This is a genomic window from uncultured Endozoicomonas sp. (assembly GCF_947495845.1).
GTDB lineage: Bacteria > Pseudomonadota > Gammaproteobacteria > Pseudomonadales > Endozoicomonadaceae > Endozoicomonas.
Genome location: NZ_CANMAO010000004.1, coordinates 225,121 through 245,190, shown reverse-complemented (window position 1 = coordinate 245,190; position 20,070 = coordinate 225,121). Strand labels below are relative to the sequence as shown.

The 20,070-nt window shown below is 48.8% G+C and carries 19 protein-coding genes; 6 read left to right on the top strand and 13 right to left on the bottom strand.

Annotated features, from left to right (window positions below):
- Positions 1-223: 223 nt before the first annotated feature.
- The 4 genes from Q1B11_RS05335 (at position 224) to dxs (ending at position 5,228) form a co-directional block, all read left to right on the top strand.
- Positions 224-1,693 (top strand): sodium:alanine symporter family protein, encoded by a 1,470-nt coding sequence (locus tag Q1B11_RS05335; RefSeq protein WP_299728708.1) that lies wholly within the window; start codon positions 224-226, stop codon positions 1,691-1,693.
- Between the two features lie 256 nt (positions 1,694-1,949).
- Positions 1,950-2,204 (top strand): exodeoxyribonuclease VII small subunit, encoded by a 255-nt coding sequence (locus Q1B11_RS05330; protein ID WP_299728706.1) that lies wholly within the window; start codon positions 1,950-1,952, stop codon positions 2,202-2,204.
- A 2-nt stretch (positions 2,205-2,206) separates the two neighbouring features.
- On the top strand, positions 2,207-3,124 hold the full coding sequence (locus tag Q1B11_RS05325; RefSeq protein WP_299728704.1) for a farnesyl diphosphate synthase: 918 nt from the start codon (positions 2,207-2,209) through the stop codon (positions 3,122-3,124).
- Positions 3,125-3,293: 169 nt separating this feature from the next.
- Positions 3,294-5,228, top strand: a complete 1,935-nt coding sequence (dxs, locus tag Q1B11_RS05320; RefSeq protein WP_299728702.1) for a 1-deoxy-D-xylulose-5-phosphate synthase — start codon at positions 3,294-3,296, stop codon at positions 5,226-5,228.
- Between the two features lie 45 nt (positions 5,229-5,273).
- Here dxs and ribA read toward each other — a convergent pair whose 3' ends face one another.
- The 7 genes from ribA to ribD form a co-directional block, all read right to left on the bottom strand.
- Positions 5,274-5,867: a GTP cyclohydrolase II gene (ribA, locus tag Q1B11_RS05315; RefSeq protein ID WP_299728700.1), complete on the bottom strand. Its 594-nt coding sequence runs from the start codon at positions 5,865-5,867 to the stop codon at positions 5,274-5,276.
- A 108-nt stretch (positions 5,868-5,975) separates the two neighbouring features.
- Positions 5,976-6,608, bottom strand: coding sequence for a TIGR02281 family clan AA aspartic protease (locus tag Q1B11_RS05310; RefSeq protein WP_299728698.1), 633 nt, complete (start codon positions 6,606-6,608; stop codon positions 5,976-5,978).
- A gap of 24 nt (positions 6,609-6,632) precedes the next feature.
- Positions 6,633-7,109 carry a phosphatidylglycerophosphatase A gene (locus tag Q1B11_RS05305; protein WP_067514904.1) on the bottom strand — a complete coding sequence of 159 codons (477 nt, stop codon included), beginning with the start codon at positions 7,107-7,109 and terminating at the stop codon, positions 6,633-6,635.
- 14 nt (positions 7,110-7,123) lie between these two features.
- The gene (gene thiL, locus Q1B11_RS05300) at positions 7,124-8,104 is read right to left on the bottom strand and encodes a thiamine-phosphate kinase (RefSeq protein WP_299728693.1); all 981 of its coding nucleotides are present in this window, start codon (positions 8,102-8,104) and stop codon (positions 7,124-7,126) included.
- A gap of 29 nt (positions 8,105-8,133) precedes the next feature.
- The gene (gene nusB, locus Q1B11_RS05295; protein ID WP_299728691.1) at positions 8,134-8,658 is read right to left on the bottom strand and encodes a transcription antitermination factor NusB; all 525 of its coding nucleotides are present in this window, start codon (positions 8,656-8,658) and stop codon (positions 8,134-8,136) included.
- 418 nt (positions 8,659-9,076) lie between these two features.
- Entirely contained in the window at positions 9,077-10,189 is a 1,113-nt protein-coding gene (gene ribBA, locus Q1B11_RS05290) for a bifunctional 3,4-dihydroxy-2-butanone-4-phosphate synthase/GTP cyclohydrolase II (protein WP_299728689.1), read from the bottom strand.
- Between the two features lie 169 nt (positions 10,190-10,358).
- Positions 10,359-11,480, bottom strand: a complete 1,122-nt coding sequence (ribD, locus tag Q1B11_RS05285; RefSeq protein ID WP_299728687.1) for a bifunctional diaminohydroxyphosphoribosylaminopyrimidine deaminase/5-amino-6-(5-phosphoribosylamino)uracil reductase RibD — start codon at positions 11,478-11,480, stop codon at positions 10,359-10,361.
- A 378-nt stretch (positions 11,481-11,858) separates the two neighbouring features.
- On the opposite strand from ribD, the gene Q1B11_RS05280 reads away from it, so the two are divergent.
- On the top strand, positions 11,859-12,569 hold the full coding sequence (locus Q1B11_RS05280; RefSeq protein WP_299728685.1) for a hypothetical protein: 711 nt from the start codon (positions 11,859-11,861) through the stop codon (positions 12,567-12,569).
- A 25-nt stretch (positions 12,570-12,594) separates the two neighbouring features.
- Here the strand turns inward: Q1B11_RS05280 and Q1B11_RS05275 are convergent, their stop codons facing one another.
- Positions 12,595-13,113 (bottom strand): pyridoxamine 5'-phosphate oxidase family protein, encoded by a 519-nt coding sequence (locus Q1B11_RS05275; RefSeq protein ID WP_299728683.1) that lies wholly within the window; start codon positions 13,111-13,113, stop codon positions 12,595-12,597.
- A gap of 281 nt (positions 13,114-13,394) precedes the next feature.
- Here Q1B11_RS05275 and Q1B11_RS05270 point away from each other — a divergent pair, with 281 nt between their 5' ends.
- Positions 13,395-14,297: an alpha/beta fold hydrolase gene (locus tag Q1B11_RS05270; protein ID WP_299728681.1), complete on the top strand. Its 903-nt coding sequence runs from the start codon at positions 13,395-13,397 to the stop codon at positions 14,295-14,297.
- 53 nt (positions 14,298-14,350) lie between these two features.
- On the opposite strand, the gene sstT is transcribed toward Q1B11_RS05270, so the two are convergent.
- The 5 genes from sstT to Q1B11_RS05245 all read right to left on the bottom strand — a co-directional run bounded on the left by sstT (position 14,351) and on the right by Q1B11_RS05245 (position 20,064).
- Positions 14,351-15,610, bottom strand: coding sequence for a serine/threonine transporter SstT (gene sstT, locus Q1B11_RS05265; protein WP_299728680.1), 1,260 nt, complete (start codon positions 15,608-15,610; stop codon positions 14,351-14,353).
- 474 nt (positions 15,611-16,084) lie between these two features.
- Positions 16,085-16,933 (bottom strand): ABC transporter permease, encoded by an 849-nt coding sequence (locus Q1B11_RS05260; protein ID WP_067514890.1) that lies wholly within the window; start codon positions 16,931-16,933, stop codon positions 16,085-16,087.
- A gap of 10 nt (positions 16,934-16,943) precedes the next feature.
- Positions 16,944-17,807 carry an ABC transporter permease gene (locus Q1B11_RS05255; protein WP_299728677.1) on the bottom strand — a complete coding sequence of 288 codons (864 nt, stop codon included), beginning with the start codon at positions 17,805-17,807 and terminating at the stop codon, positions 16,944-16,946.
- Positions 17,808-17,809: 2 nt separating this feature from the next.
- Positions 17,810-18,913, bottom strand: a complete 1,104-nt coding sequence (locus tag Q1B11_RS05250; protein WP_299728675.1) for an ABC transporter ATP-binding protein — start codon at positions 18,911-18,913, stop codon at positions 17,810-17,812.
- A gap of 80 nt (positions 18,914-18,993) precedes the next feature.
- Positions 18,994-20,064, bottom strand: coding sequence for an extracellular solute-binding protein (locus tag Q1B11_RS05245; RefSeq protein WP_299728673.1), 1,071 nt, complete (start codon positions 20,062-20,064; stop codon positions 18,994-18,996).
- Positions 20,065-20,070: the final 6 nt, after the last annotated feature.

The following is a 20,070-nucleotide window of genomic DNA, read 5'->3' as shown; positions in this document are numbered from 1 at the left end:
AGCCTCCTAGGGTTAATGGAACTATCCAGCCTGTCTACATAGTAATACAAGCATGATATAGAGTGTCCGAGGTTTGCAGGTCAATTATCAAATAAAATCAGGAAGGATTCTCAGGATTTGAAGCTTCTTAGGTGGAAATACTCACTATGTAGGGTTTATTTCCTAATGCTATAAATGCCGCTTTCAAATAAGAATCTACATTACAACATGTGCCGGGAAACGTATGAACGCCATTATTGATTCGATCAACGGGTTGCTGTGGGGCAGCATTCTGATGTATCTGCTGTTGGGAGCAGGTCTTCTTTTCACCGTAAAAACCCGGTTTGTGCAGTTTCGCCGTTTTTCTTTGGCGATGAAGGCAATGCTGGGCAGTCGGGCGACTGAGTGTTCAACTCACGTATCCCCATTCCAGGCATTTTGTACCAGCCTCGCTGCCCGTATTGGTACAGGTAATATGGCCGGTGTTGCTGTGGCTATTACCATGGGCGGTCCTGGGGCTGTGTTTTGGATGTGGGTCATCGCTTTGTTGGGTATGTCTACCAGCCTTGCGGAAAATATTCTGGCGCAGCTTTATAAAACCAATAATGGTGATGGCACCTACCGTGGTGGTCCGGCCTATTATATCGAAAAGGCTCTGGGTCAACGCTGGTTAGGCATTATCTTCTCCATTTCCTTGATTATTGCTTTTGGCTTTGCGTTTAACAGTGTGCAATCCAACTCAATTGCTGCGGCATTCACGGGCTATGGAATTCCCGCAGAAGCCATTGGTATTGGTCTGGCGATGCTGAGTGCATTGGTTATCTTCGGTGGCATTCGCTCTATTGCGAAAGTAGCTGAGATGATCGTGCCGATTATGGCGTTTGGCTATCTGGGTATTGCTCTGGTTGTTGTGTTTATGAATATCAGTGAGCTGCCTGCCGTATTTACTCTGATCTTCAAGAGTGCTTTTGGTCTTGAAACCGCTGCTGGCGGTGGTGTGGGTTACATGGTTTCCCAGGCAATGCAACAGGGTATCAAGCGTGGCTTGTTCTCCAATGAAGCCGGTATGGGCAGTGCGCCGAATGCGGCAGCAACTGCACACTCCAACCATCCTGCTAGCCAAGGTCTGATGGGGATGCTGGGCGTATTCATGGATACCATGATCGTGTGTACTGCCACCGCTTCGATTATCTTGATGTCTGGAGCTCTGGATGGTTCAACCGTTACGGGTATTGAACTGACTCAGATGGCGCTGGTCAGTCAAATTGGTCCTATTGGCAAACACCTTGTGGCCATGGCAATCTTGCTGTTTGCCTTCAGCTCAATCATTGCTAACTATTACTACGGTGAATCCAACCTGCGCTTCATTTTTGATAATCGCTGGTTGGTTAATGCTTACCGTGTTGGTGTTCTGGCGATGGTCATCTGGGGTGCTACCAGTAACTTGCCAGCTGTATGGGCATTCGCTGATGCTTCCATGGGTGTCATGGCATTGATCAACCTGGTGGCTATTCTGGTATTGTCTGGCATTGTTTCCCAGATATTGAAGGACTTTGATGAACAGATTGACGCGGGTATAACTCCGGTATTCAATCGTCGAAAATTCCCATTCCTGGATAAAACAATAGATGCTGACGTCTGGACTGAACACAGTTCCGGGCCTTCATCTGTAGCCGATAGCTCTGAAGGAAAGAAGCCAGCCGCTGGCGCGTAGTCTTTCAGTCCGCCTTTCAATCCAGCTCTGCCCTTTAACAAAAGCCGCTTAATTTAAGCGGCTTTTGTTTTGTTCTGGATTTTGTTCTGGATTTTGTTCTGGATTTTGTTCTGGATTTTGTTCTGGATTTTGTTCTGGATTTTGTTCTGAAGTGTATAGCCAAAAGCCAGCGAGTTTTCATCAGGCGACCTTGAATATTGCTTTCATAGCAACCCAGCGGGATAATACGCTTTCTTACCCATTTGCAGGCTTCTTCATGTCCAAGAACGCATCGGAAACTCAAGGATTTGCTTTTGAGCAGTCGCTGGCTGAACTGGAATCGCTGGTTCAGAAAATGGAATCCGGTGATATGAGCCTTGAAGAATCCCTGAAGGCTTTTGAACAAGGTGTGCGCCTGACCCGTGATTGTCAGAAAGCACTGTCCGATGCGGAACAGAAAGTTCATAAGTTGCTAGAGCATAATGGTGAAATGACCTCAGAGCCTTTTAATACCCCGGTTGGAGAAGAATAGAGATGGCCGAAGCGGTACTGCTTTCTCTGACTGATTATATTGACCAGTGTCGTACAAGGGTGGATGCAGTATTGTCTGCCACATTGCCACGGCACAGTCCGGTCAGTCCAAGGTTACTGGAGGCGATGGATTACAGCCTGTTTAATGGTGGTAAACGCATCCGGCCGATTCTTGTATACGCGTCTTGTTGTGCAGTTGGCGGTTCCATGGAGCAGGCTGACCCTGCTGCCAGTGCGGTTGAATTTGTCCACGCCTATTCTCTGGTTCATGATGACCTGCCAGCCATGGATAATGACGATCTGCGCCGGGGGAAACCAACCTGTCATCGAGCCTATGATGAAGCCACCGCCATTTTGGTGGGAGACACGCTGCAAAGTCTGGCCTTCGACGTCTTAAGCAACCCTGATCTTCATTCGCAAAGCCATCTGACCGAATCAATTCGTCTTAAGCTGGTAAGATCCTTAAGCAGGGCTTCGGGTCTTGAAGGCATGGCAGGTGGTCAGGCGATGGATCAGTACGCCACTGGGCAGATTCTTGATCGTCAGCAACTGGAGCTGATGCATTCCCATAAAACCGGCGCGTTAATCAGAGCCAGTGTACACATGGGGGCTTTGAGTGGTGGATGTCATGAGCAGGAAATGCTGGACGCACTAGAGTACTATGCACAAGCTATTGGCCTCGCTTTTCAGGTTCAGGATGACATTCTGGATGTGATATCAGACACTGTGACGCTGGGTAAACATCAAGGGGCCGATATCGCTTTGGATAAACCAACCTATGTTTCCCTAATGGGTCTTGATCAGGCAAAGTCCTATGCGCAGGAATTGCACAATCGTGCTGTCGGCGCCCTGTCTGAATTCGGGGAAGAAGCTGATTTTCTAAGGCAGATTGCCGATTACATTGTTCGAAGAAGCTACTGATTCGCTTCTGGGACAATCCGCTATTCAGTCAAATTAACAGGAAGTACTGGGCTGGTTAAAGATTGCGAGATGCTTTGGCTGCTGTGTTAGATGCTTTAGCTGCTGTGTTAGATGTACCATTCTCCATGTAGAATGATTTCTGCAGCCCGGCCCGGACGATTACGAGCACATGTTTCACGAAATACCTAAGATACGGCCTGATACCCCATTGCTGGATCAGGTTGACCATCCGGAGCAACTCCGAAGACTCGATGAGTCACTCTTGCCTCAGCTGGCTTGTGAGCTAAGAGCTTTCCTTCTGTATTCCGTAGGACAGAGCGGCGGGCACTTTGGTGCAGGACTTGGCGTGGTCGAGTTGACCGTTGCTCTGCATTACCTGTTTAACACACCGGAAGACCGGTTGGTCTGGGATGTTGGGCATCAGGCTTATCCCCATAAAATTCTCACTGGTCGCCGGGAAGCTATGCCTTCACTTCGTCAGAAAGATGGCCTTGCCGCTTTTCCGAAGCGAGAAGAGAGCGAATACGATACCTTTGGCGTAGGGCATTCCAGTACATCGATCAGCGCTGCACTGGGCATGGCCATTGCCGCCCGAGCGAAAGGTGAGCAGCGTCGCACGGTTGCGGTGATTGGTGATGGCGCCCTGACCGCGGGCATGGCATACGAAGCTCTGAATCACGCTGCGGATGTGAAAGCCAATATGCTGGTCATATTGAATGATAATGATATGTCTATCTCCAAAAGTGTGGGCGGTCTTTCGAACTATCTGGCAAAAGTGTTGTCTAGCCGGACTTACCATCACATTCGGGAAGGCAGTAAAAAAGTACTGAACGTGATTCCCAAGGCCTGGGAGCTGGCTCGCCGTACGGAAGAACATGTTAAAGGCATGGTGATTCCGGGAACCCTGTTTGAAGAAATGGGCTTCAATTACATCGGGCCGGTTAATGGTCATGATTTGCCAATGCTGATCCATACCTTGAGAAATATGCGGGATATGGAAGGGCCACAATTTCTCCATGTGGTCACCCAGAAAGGCAAAGGGTTTGATCCGGCTGAGCAGGATCCTATTGGCTATCATGCGATTACCAAACTTGAGCCGCAAACGATTAAACCGGCGCCCGCTGTTGCGGTGAAAAAGCCCAAGTATGCAAATGTGTTTGGTCAATGGCTCTACGATATGGCGGCGGCAGATGATCGCCTGATGGGAATTACTCCAGCCATGAAAGAAGGTTCCGATCTGATTCGTTTCGCGGATCACTTTCCGGAACGTTACTTCGATGTGGCGATTGCGGAGCAACATGCTGTGACCGTTGCTGCAGGCATGGCCTGTGAAGGCTTGAAGCCTGTCGTGGCTATTTACTCAACATTCCTGCAACGGGCTTATGACCAGCTGATTCATGACGTGGCCGTACAAAAACTCGATGTACTCTTTGCTATCGATCGTGGTGGTATGGTGGGTGAAGATGGCCCTACCCATGGCGGCTGTTATGACATCGCGTTTTTACGCTGCGTTCCCGGTATGGTCGTGATGACACCAGGTGATGAAAATGAAACTCGGCGACTTCTCTCTACGGGTTATCAGTTTAGCGGTCCGGCCTCGGTGAGATATCCAAGGGGCACTGGCCCGGGAGCTGTCATCGGCACTGACCTTGAGCCATTGCCTATCGGAAAAGGTGAGGTTCGCCGTCAGGGTAATCGTGTGGCAATACTGGTGTTTGGTACCGTGCTTGGCAATGCATTAGAAGCGGGTGAGGTGCTTGATGCGACGGTTGTCAGTATGCGTTTTGTCAAACCGTTGGATGAATCACTTATTCGTGAATTGGCCGCTCATCATGAGCTTCTGGTGACAGTCGAAGAAGGCTGTATTGCCGGTGGTGCGGGTTCCGGGGTATTGGAATTTCTGCAGCAGCAGGAAATTAACGTCCCCATACTGAATCTTGGTATTCCCGATATATATATTGAAGCAGCAAGCCACCAGGATCAGCTGACTCAGTGTGGCCTGGATAAAGACGGGATTATCAAATCGGTTCGTGACCGTTTGGATCGAACTATCGTTAAATCCATCAACATAAAAAAGAACTATCTTCCCGCTATTAGTAAATAAAAAAATGGGAGCTTGAAGCTCCCGTTTTTTTAGTCATTTAATAACCTAAGCCATATTGTACATATGACCCAACTTCCAGACTTTGGTTTCTAGATATTTTTGGTTATGAGGGTTCTGGCCCGTCTGGTGAGGAATTCGTTCAACAACCTCAATTCCCAGCTCGGTCAAAGAATCGACCTTCTTTGGATTATTCGTCATCAGTTTCAGACTTGAAACACCCAGATGATCCAGCATGGTTTTACACATGTCGTACCGGCGTTGGTCTGGCTCAAAGCCGAGTTCTTCATTGGCCTGAACGGTGTCGCGACCCTGATCCTGAAGGTGGTACGCCCGAACCTTATTCAGTAAGCCGATGCCTCGGCCTTCCTGGCGAAGATACAGAAGAACACCACGGCCTTCCTCAGCGATTTTTTCCAATGCTGCCTGAAGCTGTGGCCCGCAGTCACAGCGCATACTGAACAATGCGTCACCGGTAAGGCACTCGGAGTGCACTCTCGCCAGTACTGGTTCCCCCTGGCTGACATCACCCATGGTTAATGCCAGATGCTCCTTGCCCGTACCACTTTCTTCGAAGCCATGCATGATGAATTCGCCGTAGGGCGTGGGTAAGCGAGACTCTGCAACAAAGCTAACAGACACTCACTGCTCCTTTCGTAATTCGTGAACGGATTGTATCAGCCTGCGCTATTTCTAGCGAGTATGGTAATAAAGTATCAATTTACTGATAACTACCGTGTCCGATGGGGTTTAATAATTAGATTCAATCTTCATGATGCCGCGGTGTTCGGTGAGTTTTACGTGTTTGAGAAAACTCATACCCAACAATACGGTGTCTGGGAAGTTACCCTCGATGACCGTTGCATCGACGTGGGGAACGCGAATATTACCAATAGTGATGCTATTTAAAATGACCCGGTAGCCATTGGTAAGGCTGCTGGCCGTTTCTACCGTAATGCGATCGCCGGATTTGTAATCGATACCCAGTCGCTCGGCATCCATGGAATTTATCGCTACAGAATTGGCACCTGTGTCCACCAAAACATCCATGCCGTGATTATTGATACGCGCCTGAGTGATGTACTGGCCAATATTATTCCGGCTGATGCTGACGGAGGCTGTTTCCGGTTGTTGAATACCGCCGCTCATATCCCGGCTCAGCTCCAGAGTTTGAATCTGCCCGTTAAACTCCAGTGTTGCACTGGTGCTGTTGGCATCCAACAGCTTAACTCCGGACACTGCCCGGCCACCAACGGACAGAACATGCTTCCGCCCATCAATCATGACCATGGCTTTGTTGGAGAACAGAGCGACGACGCTGACGTCACTGGCAAAAGTGTGCGTCGTGACCATGATGGAAAGCAAAAGTAGTAGCAAACGCATAGTGTTTATTCTTGTTCCGGAATTTTATACGACGATAATACGATAAATTCCCTGTAAGACAACCATTGCGAATACACCGGCAATGATATCGTCAATCATAATACCGACTCCGCCATGCACTTTTTTATCCAGCCAGCCAATGGGCCAGGGTTTCCAGATATCAAAAATCCGGAACAACACAAAGCCGAGAGCGATCCACATCCAGCCAGCAGGGGCTGCGATCATGGTAATCCAGAAACCACAGAACTCATCCCAGACGATAGCGGGGTGATCGTGAACGCCCAAATCCTTTGCGGTGCGCCCGCAGATCCAGAAACCAATGAGAGACGCAACGGCAACAACAGCAAGGTAAGGTATGAAATCCAGTTGAATTAACAAGAGGTAAAAGGGAATGGCGGCAATGGTGCCAAAGGTACCCGGCGCCTTAGGTGCAAGGCCGCTGCCGAAGCCAAAGGCCAGCAGGTGTATCGGGTTTTTCCAACAGGTTTCCTGGGGCGTCATAACATCGTGCCTTGTTAAAAGTGCGTATAGGCTTTGGCGGTGATCAGGCTGCCACGGGAGTCTCGAAGCGCTCCAGATTCAGAAGTTACCTGACCGATGCAGGTTATTTTGCAATCGTCGTTTATTTCCGGTGGCAGTGTCATTGCCAGATCACGGGGGACAGTAAAACAGAGTTCATAATCATCGCCGCCAGTCAGTGCCGTTTTAAGCGCTGCTGCCGGATGGAGTGTGCGTTTCAGTGCTGGTGACATAGGCGCCAGGCTCGGGTCGATTTCAGCGCCCACATCACTGGCTTTCAGAATATGGCGAAGGTCACCCAGAATGCCATCGGAGATATCCAGTGCGGCGGTTGCGCCTTTGCGACGAAGCCACTGTCCTTCAAGAATCCTGGGAGTGGGATACCAGTAACGATTCAATAATTGTCTGACATGGATGTTGCTGGCGGATTCAGGGCATTCGCCTTTTAATACGTCGGGCAATGCGCCAGCGGCATCGCCCAGTGTGCCCGTAACGCAAATCAGATCGCCGGGTTGTGCTCTGCTGCGCAGCATCGCTTTGCCAGTGGGAATCAATCCTTGAGCCTGGATTGTGATCGTCAGTGGGCCGCGGGTCGTATCGCCACCAATTAGAGCGATTTTAAATTGTTTGGCAAGGCAGGCAAGGCCATCGGAAAAGGAGGCAAGCCACTCTGGAGAAACCTCAGGAAGTGTCAGGCCAAGTGTAAAACTGTGGGGCTCGGCGCCCATGGCTGCCAAGTCGCTGAGATTGACGGCCAGGGCGCGATAACCAAGGGCAAAGGGAGGGGCATTTTTAGGAAAATGAACACCTTCGACCAAGGTGTCCATGGACTGAGCCAGTTGCATGCCGGCAGGGATATCCAGCAATGCACAGTCATCTCCAATACCGAGGGCGATCGGAGACGTCTTGCCCTCTGGAGCTGTTAATTCCGAGCGGGCAAAGTACTTTTGTATCAGTTCAAACTCGCCAACAGCCATGTTCCCTCTTGCTCTCTTTAAGTCCCTGGTTACTTTTTACGATACGCTTTTACTTCTTCTGCACGCAAGCGTGGCGCCAGCTTGTCCAGAATGCCATTAATATAACGATGAGAGTCCTGGGCACCAAAACGCTTAACCAGCTCAATGGCTTCGTTAATCACGACCCGGTAAGGGACATCTTTGCGATTGACCAGCTCGAAACAGCCAATGCGCAGTGCGGCCAGTTCTACCGGGTCCAGTTGCGTCAATGGGCGATCAAGTACAGCCGCCATGGCTTCATCCAGCTGAGAAACCTGAGCGGGCACGCCGTGAAGGATCGCACTGAAATAGCCATCATCCACTTTGGTTAAATCGTTGTCAGCACGATACTGTGATTCAATCTGGCTCAGCGGCGCTTTGGCCATTTGCCACTGGTACAGAGCCTGAAGCGCCAGTTGTCTGGCTCTTCTGCGAGCAGAAGGGCTAGGACGATTTGCTGGCTTTTGACTGTTCTTTGGGTCGCTCTTAGAGACGTTGCCCTGACCTTGTTGAGTATTCATTGGCGAGGTGCTCACCTCAAGCCTCCAGATTCTGCAATGGTGTTTCGGAGCCTGTTAAGCGTGTAAAACCAATTCTGTTTTTAAATTATGGCCTGCGGAGCTATTTTGAACGATTGGATCTGCGTTGAAGTTCCTCGCCATAGCTATGGCTATGACTCGTCGCTTCGCCTTGCCCAGTTGCCCAAAATAACTTCCTCGCTCCACAATTTAAAAACGCCATTGGTATAAGCCTATTTTCAGGGCAGCCCAACAGGATAACCTGAGACAGCGTTGTAACCAATTCGTTAGCAGCGCAATTGAAGTGCGGTGTTCCGATGCTTCTTTCAGGTGGTAATTGTTAATACAAAAAGTACAAAAAGGCGATGACTTGATTTTGTAGACATTAGTTTACACGATCAGCCATCGCCTGTTTATTTTGTCTGCTGTTTTCTTGTTAATCGCCGTAAGGCAGATATTCAACCACTTCCAGATCAAAGCCGGAAAGTGCAGCAAACTTGATGGGAGAGCTTAGTAGTCGCATCTTACCCACCCCCAGATCCCGCAGGATCTGCGAGCCGGTCCCCGTAGTTTGATAAGCTCGCGACATACCGTCGCTGCGGTCACTGCTGTCATCGAAGAAACGTTCCAAAGCAGTGCCCAACGCCTGATGTTCATCAGAATCCAGTAGGACGACAACACCAGAACCTTCTTCCGCCACCTTGGCCAGCGCATTGTGTAAAGACCAGCTGGCACGACCATCACCCTGTGCCGCCAGAAGATCACGAATCGGCTCCATGGCATGGACTCGCACTAATGCGGGATTATCCGGTGTGATATAGCCTTTGCTCAAGGCAATGTGTTTGCAGTTGGCAATGTTGTCTTGATAAATATGCAGATCAAACTGGCCAAAGTCGGTATTGAGCAGTCGCTGCTCAATTTTCTCAACGGTTTTTTCGTTGAGAATACGGTAGTGAATCAAGTCAGCAATGGTGCCAATTTTCAGATCGTGCTTCTCAGCGAAGAGTTCGAGATCAGGGCGACGAGACATGGAACCGTCTTCATTCATAATCTCGATAATGGCTGCTGCTGGATTCAGGCCAGCAAGACGCGCCAGATCGCAACCGGCTTCTGTATGTCCGGCACGGCTGAGCACACCACCAGGGCGAGCGCGCAGCGGAAAAATATGCCCGGGTTGAACAATATCTTCCTGACGGGACATAGGGTTAACGGCGGTCAAAATAGTTTTGGCTCGATCTTGGGCAGAAATCCCCGTGGTCACACCTTCAGCGGCTTCGATGGAAACGGTAAACGGTGTGCCGTAGCCAGAATTGTTGCCTGCGGCACCTACCATCTGATTGAGGCCAAGAAAGTCACAACGGTCGCCAGTCAGTGTCAGGCAAAGCAGACCACGAGCCTCACGGGTCATGAAATTAACAATTTCCGGGGTGATTTTCTCTGCAGCAATGATCAGGTCGCCTTCGTTTTCCCGGTCTTCATCATCCATCAGGATAACCGGCTTACCAAGACGAATGTCCTCAATAATTTCTTCGATGGAGTTGAGCTGCATAATGTCCCTCTGGAATCCGGTTTTCGGAGTGTCAGATGCGGATTAAGAACATTTTATTATGAAAATGCCGCTATTCTGAGCCTGTCACAATATGTTTTAGTGCGAGGTACTGACTACCCACAACTATTTGGGCGCTATTCTATCCGTTTCCAGTTTTATTGGCATCGTTTTATCGAGATTTTGGTTGCGCTGTGATTCTCCAGTCATCGCCAATGGCTCGGATATCGCTGATCGATAGTTCCACTTTTTCGGACATGGTATCAAATGGCAGCTCAAACAGAGGTCTGGCATTAGAACCCATTAAGATGGGCGCCATAAAGACAACCAGTTCATCCACAAGGTTCTGGCGAACAAAACTGCCGGCCAACTTAGCACCGGTTTCCACCAGAACGTCGTTGCATTCTCTGTTACCCAGCTCCTCCAAAACAGCGTTAAGGTCAACATGGCCTTGCTGACTGGGAAATACAAACACTTCCGCTCCAGCCTGCTCAAGCGCCTGTTTTTGTTCCGGGTCATGCTGCTCTGTAGTCGCAATCAGACAATGGCCGGTACCTGCAATCACTTTGGCATCAACCGGTGTCTTCAGCTGCGAATCAATGATCACGCGTAAAGGTTGTCGCTGGGCAACGGTGTCGGCATTATCAAGACCCAGCTCTTCAGCGCGAACCGTCAGAGAAGAGTTATCCTGCAAAATTGAGCCAACGCCTGTGATAATCGCACCACTTTGCGCTCTCATCTTCTGAACGTCACTTCTTGCCTTTGGCCCGGTAATCCATTGGGACTCTCCACTGGCCATGGCCGTTCTGCCATCCAGGCTCATTGCCAGCTTGATGCGAACGAAGGGTTTACCGGTGGCCATCCGTTTAAAGAAGCCTTCATTTAATGAGCGGGCTTCGTTCTTCAAAACACCAGAGAGCGTTTCAATCCCGGCTTGCTGAAGCATTCGTAAACCACGACCGGCCACCACGGGGTTCGAATCCTCCATAGCGGCAACCACTCTGGAAACGCCCGCGGATATTAATGCTTCAGCACAGGGCGGGGTGCGGCCATAATGGCTGCAGGGTTCCAACGTCACGTAAGCTGTTGCCCCATTGGCTTTTTCTCCGGCCATACGCAAGGCATACACTTCAGCGTGGGGCTCCCCCGCCCGTTCGTGCCAACCTTCTCCAACGATGACTCCCTTTGAATCCACAATGACACAGCCTACGCGAGGGTTGGGCATTGTCGTATACCAGCCCCGGCGAGCCAGCATGATGGCTCTGGCCATAAAGTGGATATCTCTGGATTCCATTGTCACCCAAACCTCGGTTTTGAAATTGTTGGCTAGGAGCCTGTCGGACTTAGCCGACCGTAGCGAGAAAAAGTCCGGTTTGAGTCAGTTTTTATGCTCATTTGAGGCGAATAGCGAGCTATTCAACGAAAAGGAGCATAAAAAATGGCCAAATCCGGCTTTTTCGCAGTAGGTCAGTGGTAAGTCCGACAGGCTCCTAGAATTAGGCTTCTTCATATACCCGTGGGGCATGAACGATGTTAAGCCTGAAAAAACGATGGTGTCTTCCCGTGTTGCTAACTGTTTTGCTTGCGCCTCTTCTTCTTGGCTGGAAGTCAGGCAAGTAAAGCCGGAGGCCGTGAATCTATAGACAACACAATCAGGCAATTGTGCCCCTATATGGAAAAAAGTCCAATGGGTGGTTTTGCCCAGGATATGGATAACCCTAAACAGATGAAATATCTGATGCTGGATGTGTTGTCCAGAATGGCTTCCCATACGCCCGGTGCGTTGCTTGGTTATTATCAATACGGTGTCGCTTATGGCCTGTTAGGACCATTGGCTGCGCTGGCGCTTTGGGATGCAGGTACTTCGGTCGGTAATTACCTTAGGCCGGAAGTTGTGGCGCCGGACTCACCATCGCAGGGTTACCTGATTGATGCTTTAGGTGCAGCCTATCAGGGCATGTATGGCATAAAGTTGATATCACTGGGTGTGATGCGCGCCTACAGTGAAAACGCTTGGGATAATGCTGTGTTATCGGATGGCAACTGGAGGTTGGTGGAGTTCAGTGATATCAGTAACCTTCCATCGGTGTCGGAAATCACCAACGATGACTTTCAGTATTTTGTGACGGTTGCCGGTAATAGCCGTTACTACCTGTTGTTGGGTGCAGAACTACAAGCTGTAGAAAGTGATGGAAAGATGACCAATACATTGGTTTACCTCTCGCACTTTGGTTCGCCACAAAGAGAGTCTTCTCTGGTTACGCTACCCATAGAGTTTGATAAGCGGGAAGACCTGTTGAGCTTTGCAGAGTCATTAGCTTATGTCTTTGGCGAGTCGAGAAAGAGAACGCTGTTGTTTAGAGTTGAATCACTAAACGACTAACGTTCTTTGTATTCAGAAAGGCTGATTACTTTTTATCAATAACGATATGAGTTAATGAGCCATCGGTGTTGATTTTAAAGGCCTTGCCAAAACCAATGGTGTACTGCCCACTTTGAGGTGTCAGAGCAAACAGGTGAAAGTCAGGAAGGTTTCTTAATACTTCAACTGTGTTGCCAAATTTTTCCTGAAACTGATCAATCAGCCGGTCGCAAGTCTCTGAACCTCGCGGCAGTTCTTCCACATCACATCCCAGGAACGCACGTTCACGGGCAAATAGATTCCGGGTTTCGGACTCAGGTGCTGCAAAGAAAATAGAGCAAACCGGATTTGCCAACAGATTGGGTGTGTGGTGTGCCAGCTCACTAATGAAAATGTAGAACGTCCCATCTTTACCACGAACATAGGGTGTATAACTGATTTCAGGCTTGCCTTCTGAAGACAGTGTCGAGAGTGTCAGTGTTTTGTGGTTGTTGATTAATTGCTGACAACTTTCAGCAATCGCTTCCAGCTCAGAACCTTCAATGGGTGCAACTTCTTTACGCATATAAACCTTAAATGAGAATCATCATCACTTCGGTGACTATACCTTAAAGCGACAATGGACATCTACAGGATTTGTGCTTCTCTAATCATGACGGCAACCGTCTTCAAAACCACCAGTGTGAGAATCAGCTTTGGTGCCCAGTGCATACCCCAGACGTCTTTCAGAAATTGAGTAATCATTATTAACCACCACGGTTGGCTGTATTTTTCTGCATCCTAACATATGATGAGTGCACAACTACTTACAATTCATGAATTCAGCGAGCGACTGTGGCGTCAGCTATGATAAAAATAATAAAGCGTACAGCTATCACTCTTCTTGTTCTTTTCCCTGTCATTGTGCTTTCAGCAGCATGGTATTTTTCCTCACAATTACTTCATCCAGGTTTGTACCCCTGTAATGAAGAACATTATGTGTTTTGCGAGTCGCCAGCTCAGGTCGGGCTTGAGTACACCGATGTTGAACTCACCACTGAGGATGGTTTAGCACTGGATGGCTGGTTTATTCCCGGTGCGAATGAAAAGGCTGGAATTGTGTTAATTCATGGTCGTGGAGCAACCCGACATGAAGGTCTTCGGGACGCTATCGCCCTGCATAAAGCAGGTTTTCCGATGCTGCTCATAGACCTTCGTAATTCTGGTACTAGTCAATCGTCTTATAACACCATGGGTTATCTTGAGCAGCAGGATGTTGATGCCGCGGTTGCAAGATTGAAAGAGCTGGGTATGGATAAAGTGGGCATTGTCGGGTACTCCATGGGGGCAACGACGAGTATTCTTGCCATGGCTGATAATCCGGATATTGATGCGGGCTGGTTTGATTCCGGTTTTAAATCGCTGGACGGCATCATCCAGGAAAGAGGGCGGGAAGATTACGGGATTCCTTTGGTTGAGCAGTTTTCAAAAGTGGTCCGGTTCTTTTATCGCCTGCGCGGAGGCTTTGAAGATTCAAGAACACCCGAAAATGTGATTGCCTCCATATCTCCCAGACCAGTCATGATTATTCACGGCACGGCAGATAAGACGGTATCGGTGGAACATGGTCGTGCGCTGTATGCGGCAGCAGCAGAACCAAAACTGTATTGGGAAATTCCGGGCGGTGAGCACACCCGGGCGTGGCAGGCGGATAAAGCGAAATCTGCTTATTTGATCAGTCGCTTCTTTGATGATGCACTGAATCAATAATTGGCAGTTCGCTTTCAATTAACAAGGTAAGCCGTTCTGGCTTACCTCTGATTTCAATTTAATTCTGCGGTGTTATTTTTGCTTGCAACATCAGAGGTGGCTTCTGGCTCTGCAGCCATACACGCTGCAGCGGTAAACACGACATCGGTTGAGCTGTTTAAAGCGGTTTCCAGAGAGTCCTGAACGACGCCGATGATAAAGCCAACCGCGACTACCTGCATGGCCACATCATTAGGGATACCGAACAGACTGCAAGCCAGTGGGATCAATAGCAGTGAACCACCGGCAACACCGGAAGCACCGCAGGCGGAAACAGCAGCCACAATACTCAGAAGCAAGGCCGTGCCCAAATCCACAGAAATACCCAGTGTGTGTGCAGCAGCCAAAGTCATAACCGTAATGGTAATGGCCGCCCCCGCCATGTTAATGGTGGCACCCAAAGGAATAGATACGGAATAAGTATCCTCATGCAGATCAAGCTTTTTGCAAAGCTGCATATTGACCGGGATGTTGGCAGCAGAACTGCGAGTGAAAAAGGCGGTTACCCCACTTTCACGCATACAGCGAAGTACCAGTGGGTATGGGTTCTTGCGAATCTTCAAGAATACGATCAGAGGATTCATCACAAAACCAACGATTAGCATACTGCTGATCAGAACCATCAACAGTTTGCTATAGCCCAGTAAAACGCCGAAGCCGGTTTGTGCGATGGTATTGGCGACCAACCCAAAAATACCAAACGGTGCGAACTGAATAACAACACGCACAATAGACGACACAGCCGTAGACACATCGTGAAAGATGTCCCGGGTAGAATCTTTGCCGTGTCGAAGCGCCATGCCCAGCGCAATTGCCCAGGCCAAAATGCCAATAAAATTACCATTCAGCAGGGCTTCTACCGGGTTCTGAACAATCTGGAACAGCAGGGTGTTAAGCACCTGCATGATGCCTTCCGGAGGTGTCGCTCCACCGCTATTGGTTGCCAGAACCAATTCAACCGGGAAGAGAAAGCTCATGGAAACCGCAACAAAAGAGGCTGCCACAGTACCAAAAAGGTACAGAAATAGAATCGGTTGAATATTGGATTGCTGATTCAGTTTTTGATTGGCGATAGACGACGCTACCAGAACAAAAACCAGAACCGGAGCGACTGCTTTTAATGCGCCCACAAAAAGGGAACCCAGAAATGCCGTAGACTGTGCTGTGTCAGGAGAGACCACGGCAAGTGTTGTGCCCAGAACAATACCGACCAGGATTCTTAGAACAAGGCTGGTTGCTGCCATTCGTTGATATAATAGTTTGGCTTGACTCATGTGTTACCTGCTTTACTGCGTTCAAGTGTGTATCAGTCAAAGTGGCGAGGCCAGAAGCTTCTCCGTAAACTTGAGAGTCCACGCGTTTAGTTGTTATCTGCAATCTCTACTGTCGGTGGGATGTCCTTATTCGCAAGACCGGTACGTTGGTACATTGAAGGTAACCGCCCTGAAACGCAAAGGAAGGAAAGCGTGTCGGACGGTGGGTAATGATTGCGTAAAAATAGTATCACAGCGTTATTTATAAGAAAGCGTAATAATACTTGTTGACTCTATTCAGGTGGGAAAATTCAATATTTTCACAAGGTAAAAACGGGGATAGCTCCAATATATTGATATAAATGGGGAAATAATCTTCGGCTGGCATCAGTGCTGTTGCGGATGTCAGCTAATTAGAATGCGAAAAACCTCAAAGGTTTCAGATGATTACCCAGATCTGACTAAAAATATGGGTAATCATTCCAAATGGCTGTGCTACTTCCGCTGAATAAAAATACTGATAAGCGCAAGCATGCCGGACCCCAGCATCAATAGCGTTGAAACAGCATTGAGTACCGGTGTTGAACCTTCCCGCATTCGATCAAACAGCGTTATGGTTAAGGGCGAATCACTGCCTGCAAGAATCAGTGTGGTATTAAAATTCTCGAAAGACATCAAAAACGCCACAACGGCTGAACCAATCACTGCGGGTTTCAACCAGGGCAGAGTGATGGTTCTGAATACATCCAAACGGCTTGCGCCAAGATTCAACGCCGCTTCTTCCATCTCTGTATCCAGCTTTCTAAGACGTGCCGAAATCACCAGCGTTGCCATGGTGCTGATGAAGGCAAACTGCCCAAGCACGATTAATGGCAAGCCCGGGCGAAGAAACTCGAGATCAAGGCCATAACTGTCTTCTATGGTATTGGCAATACCACTACTGAACGACAGAATTGATATACCCAGAATAACGCCGGGAATCACCAGCGGCAGTAACATCAAACTATAAAGAAATTGTTTGCCTTTAAAATGATAACGCTCAAACAGCAATGCGTTGGTAATGGCCAGAGCCACTGCCAGCAAAGCCACAAAAACGGCAATAACCAAACTGGTGACAATACTTTCCAGTAATGCGCCGTCATGGAATAAGCCTCTTCGCTCGCGGTCATCGGCAAAATACCAGTCCAGCGTAAAGCCTTCCCAGGGTAACGAAGGAAATAAGCTGTCGTTCAGTGAGAAAACAGCAACCACCACCAGTGGTGCTAACAGGAACAGAAAAAACAGGCCAACATAAACGGCATACGTCTTTTGAAAAGCTCTGCTCTGGGGAATGCTTGGTATCATGATTTACTCCTCAGGCATCGCTGGTCATGGCTTGTTTAAAGGATTGCTTACTGAGTTTCAGGCCGAGCCAGACAATCAACGACGAGAGGCAAAGAAGCAATACGCCAAACGCTGCGCCCTGTTCCCAGTTAAAACGAGTAATAAACTGAGTGAAGATTTGCTCCGTGAACCAGAGGCTGTCCTTTCCGCCCAGAAGCGTCGGCGTCAGATAATTACCCAGCGTCAACATAAAGACGACAATGCAGCCGGAAACAATGCCAGGCACCGCATAAGGCACAATCACTGTACGCAACACGGTAAAGTGATTTCCGCCTAAATCGTAGGCGGCTTCTACCAGGCTGTCGTCCATGCCTTCCAGAGTGCTGACCAGCGGAACCACCATAAAGAGCATGGAGGTATAGACGAGGCCGGTCATTACGGTGATGTCGTTGTACAGCATTTCAACAGGAGCATCCGCAAGCCCTGCCCATTGCAGAAAACCACTGATTACGCCGCTTTCCCGCAGCAAAATCATCCAGCCGTAGGTGCGTACCAATTCACTGACCCAAAAAGGAATCAGGCAGGCCAGAAACATCAGATTCTTGTTTTTCCCCTGGGCGATTTTGGCGATGTACCAGGCAACTGGAAATGAAATTAACAATGTTAATGCGGTGGCTAGAATCGACATTACGGCAGTACGAACAAACGTATTCCAGTAGAGCGGCTCTGTGAAAAATGCCTGGTAATGGAGCAGGCTGAATTCATAAACGCCGTAACTCACTCGCTCCCGCAGAGAAATACCCAACATATCCAGCTGTGGAAGCAGAATCAGCAGCGCCAGAGTGAGTAGCAATGGCATTAATAACAGATAAAAAGAGAGCTTTTTCCCATTCATAATCAGGGCTCACTCTTGTTATTGGCTGAAAAAACATTGCTCTGTCGTATGTCCCAGGATAAAGAAATCATTTCTCCCGCTGTCAGGTCATTAAACTCCCGGGTCTGAGGAAGAGAGACGGTAAGTTCCTGGGAAGACTCTGTATCTTTTACCAGCACCTGACTGTTGCCACCATCAAATAGAATGCTTTCGACTCGACCATTGATATGGTTCTCCGAGGTGACGTTTTGATCTCTGCGAATATGAATGGCTTCTGGCCGGATATACAGGTGAACTTGTTGACCAGAGTGCAATGTGGCTTCAGGGAACGTGGTTTTGAATTGTTGACCAGCGTCCGAACGAATGATGGCCGTTTCACCCACGATGGATTCAACGACGCCTTCAATGCGATTGTTGTTGCCGACAAATCCGGCGACAAATGCCGTATTTGGTTGATAGTAGAGAGACTGCGGTGAACCTACCTGCTCAAAACGACCATGGTTCATAACAGCAACCTGATCAGACATCACCATGGCTTCTGATTGATCATGGGTGATGTAAATAAAAGTGGTGCCAAACGCCTGCTGCAGTTTTTTAAGCTCTACTTTCATTTGCTCCCGAAGTTTTAGGTCCAAAGCGCCCAGAGGTTCATCCAATAGCAGCACATCAGGTTCCAGAACCAGACAGCGGGCAATGGCTACTCGTTGCTTTTGTCCGCCGGACAGTTGATGAACGGATTTATTTTCAATCCCCGGTAAGTCGATACGCTCCAGCACATCAGCAACTTTCTTGTCTCTTTCCTGCTTTGGCACTTTGTTGCGCTTCAAGCCATAGGCAATGTTTTCCCCAATATTCATCATGGGGAACAAAGCAAGGTGCTGGAAAACCATGTTTACCGGGCGTTTATTAGGAGGAATACCCGCCATCTTTTTCCCTTTGATGAGAATCTCTCCCTGATCAGGCTCAGAGAAACCCGCAAGCATTCGCAATAGGGTTGTTTTGCCGCAGCCGGAAGGGCCAAGTATGGAAAAAAATGAGCCAGCAGGAATTTCAAGAGAGATGTCGTTTACTGCCTGAAAGTCACCAAACTGTTTGGAAACATTGCGGCATTCAAGGTCGAAAGTCATGGGGGTACATCCAGAATCAGAGGTGCCACCAGCCACGAATAGCCGGTGGGTTCAGCATTATGTGTATTTGTTATGTGTATTTATTGTGCAGCTTTAATTCGATCCAGGGTTTTACCCTCAATGATTTCAAGCCCAGCTGGCACTGGCGGATACCACTTGATGTTGTCCAGGCTGCTTTGGTTATAACTGATTTTATAACTGTTGCTGAGTTCATCGTTAACAAACTCTTCAGCACCGGCGGAAGCGGTAAAATTACCTGCAGCTTCGGTGATCTTCGCTGCAATTTCTGGCTGCATTACGAAGTTAATCCATTTATAAGCTGCTTCATCATTCTTGCCTTTAGCTGGCAGGGCAAAAGTATCGATCCAGCCCAGAGCGCCAGACTCCGGTGGCACGAAGTTGATGTTGCCCGTTTCTTTGTGCAGCTTCCAGCCGCCGGCATCCCAGCCCATGGCCAGAGTGACTTCACCGCTCCGCAGCAGGTTGATCAGGGCATCGCCGCCACTCCAATAGGCTTTCACATTGTCTTTGCAGTCGATGAGCTTTTGTTCAACCTTGCCCAGAATTTCTGCGTATTTTTTTTCATCGGTATACGCGGCAAAAGGATCTTCACCCATGGCAAAAGCAAAGCCAATCAGCGTTGGGCGCTTCAGACGATAGGAGACCTTGCCCTTATAATCATCGGAGCAAAGATCATTAAAGCTGTAAGCGTTTTTGCTTTCTGAAACACCCGCGATCAGGCCGCTGGTTCCCCAAATGTGTGGCACACTATAAACGTCACCATTAATGGTTGTGTTGGTTTTGGTGGCAGCAAGCATGGAAGGAATAAACTGTTCAGCGTTCAGCTGGCTGAGATCCATAGGCTTATAAATACGGTACTCTTTTTGAGCGCCGGTCACCCGATCCTGACTAGGCTGAACCAGGTCATAACCGGCACCACGGGTGGCACGCAGTTTGGAAATCATGTCTTCATTGTTGGATTTGGTTACCTTGACGGTAATACCGGTTTCCTGCTCGAACTGATCAATCACTTCCTGAGGTGCATAGCCGGCCCAGGTTAAAAGGCGAAGTTCTTCCGCCTGTGCGCTGGCAGATATCATGGCAGCGGCTGATACCGATAAGGCCAGTAGACCTTTCATTGTTTTTAACATGGTGCG

Coding starts and splice junctions, on each gene's coding strand:
- Q1B11_RS05335 (WP_299728708.1), top strand. CDS start 224: ATGAACGCCATTATTGATTCGATCAACGGGTTGCTGTGGGGCAGCATT.
- Q1B11_RS05330 (WP_299728706.1), top strand. CDS start 1,950: ATGTCCAAGAACGCATCGGAAACTCAAGGATTTGCTTTTGAGCAGTCG.
- Q1B11_RS05325 (WP_299728704.1), top strand. CDS start 2,207: ATGGCCGAAGCGGTACTGCTTTCTCTGACTGATTATATTGACCAGTGT.
- dxs (WP_299728702.1), top strand. CDS start 3,294: ATGTTTCACGAAATACCTAAGATACGGCCTGATACCCCATTGCTGGAT.
- Q1B11_RS05310 (WP_299728698.1), bottom strand. CDS start 6,608: ATGCGTTTGCTACTACTTTTGCTTTCCATCATGGTCACGACGCACACT.
- Q1B11_RS05305 (WP_067514904.1), bottom strand. CDS start 7,109: ATGACGCCCCAGGAAACCTGTTGGAAAAACCCGATACACCTGCTGGCC.
- thiL (WP_299728693.1), bottom strand. CDS start 8,104: ATGGCTGTTGGCGAGTTTGAACTGATACAAAAGTACTTTGCCCGCTCG.
- ribBA (WP_299728689.1), bottom strand. CDS start 10,189: ATGCAGCTCAACTCCATCGAAGAAATTATTGAGGACATTCGTCTTGGT.
- ribD (WP_299728687.1), bottom strand. CDS start 11,480: ATGGAATCCAGAGATATCCACTTTATGGCCAGAGCCATCATGCTGGCT.
- Q1B11_RS05280 (WP_299728685.1), top strand. CDS start 11,859: ATGGAAAAAAGTCCAATGGGTGGTTTTGCCCAGGATATGGATAACCCT.
- Q1B11_RS05275 (WP_299728683.1), bottom strand. CDS start 13,113: ATGCGTAAAGAAGTTGCACCCATTGAAGGTTCTGAGCTGGAAGCGATT.
- Q1B11_RS05270 (WP_299728681.1), top strand. CDS start 13,395: ATGATAAAAATAATAAAGCGTACAGCTATCACTCTTCTTGTTCTTTTC.
- sstT (WP_299728680.1), bottom strand. CDS start 15,610: ATGAGTCAAGCCAAACTATTATATCAACGAATGGCAGCAACCAGCCTT.
- Q1B11_RS05260 (WP_067514890.1), bottom strand. CDS start 16,933: ATGATACCAAGCATTCCCCAGAGCAGAGCTTTTCAAAAGACGTATGCC.
- Q1B11_RS05255 (WP_299728677.1), bottom strand. CDS start 17,807: ATGAATGGGAAAAAGCTCTCTTTTTATCTGTTATTAATGCCATTGCTA.
- Q1B11_RS05250 (WP_299728675.1), bottom strand. CDS start 18,913: ATGACTTTCGACCTTGAATGCCGCAATGTTTCCAAACAGTTTGGTGAC.
- Q1B11_RS05245 (WP_299728673.1), bottom strand. CDS start 20,064: ATGTTAAAAACAATGAAAGGTCTACTGGCCTTATCGGTATCAGCCGCT.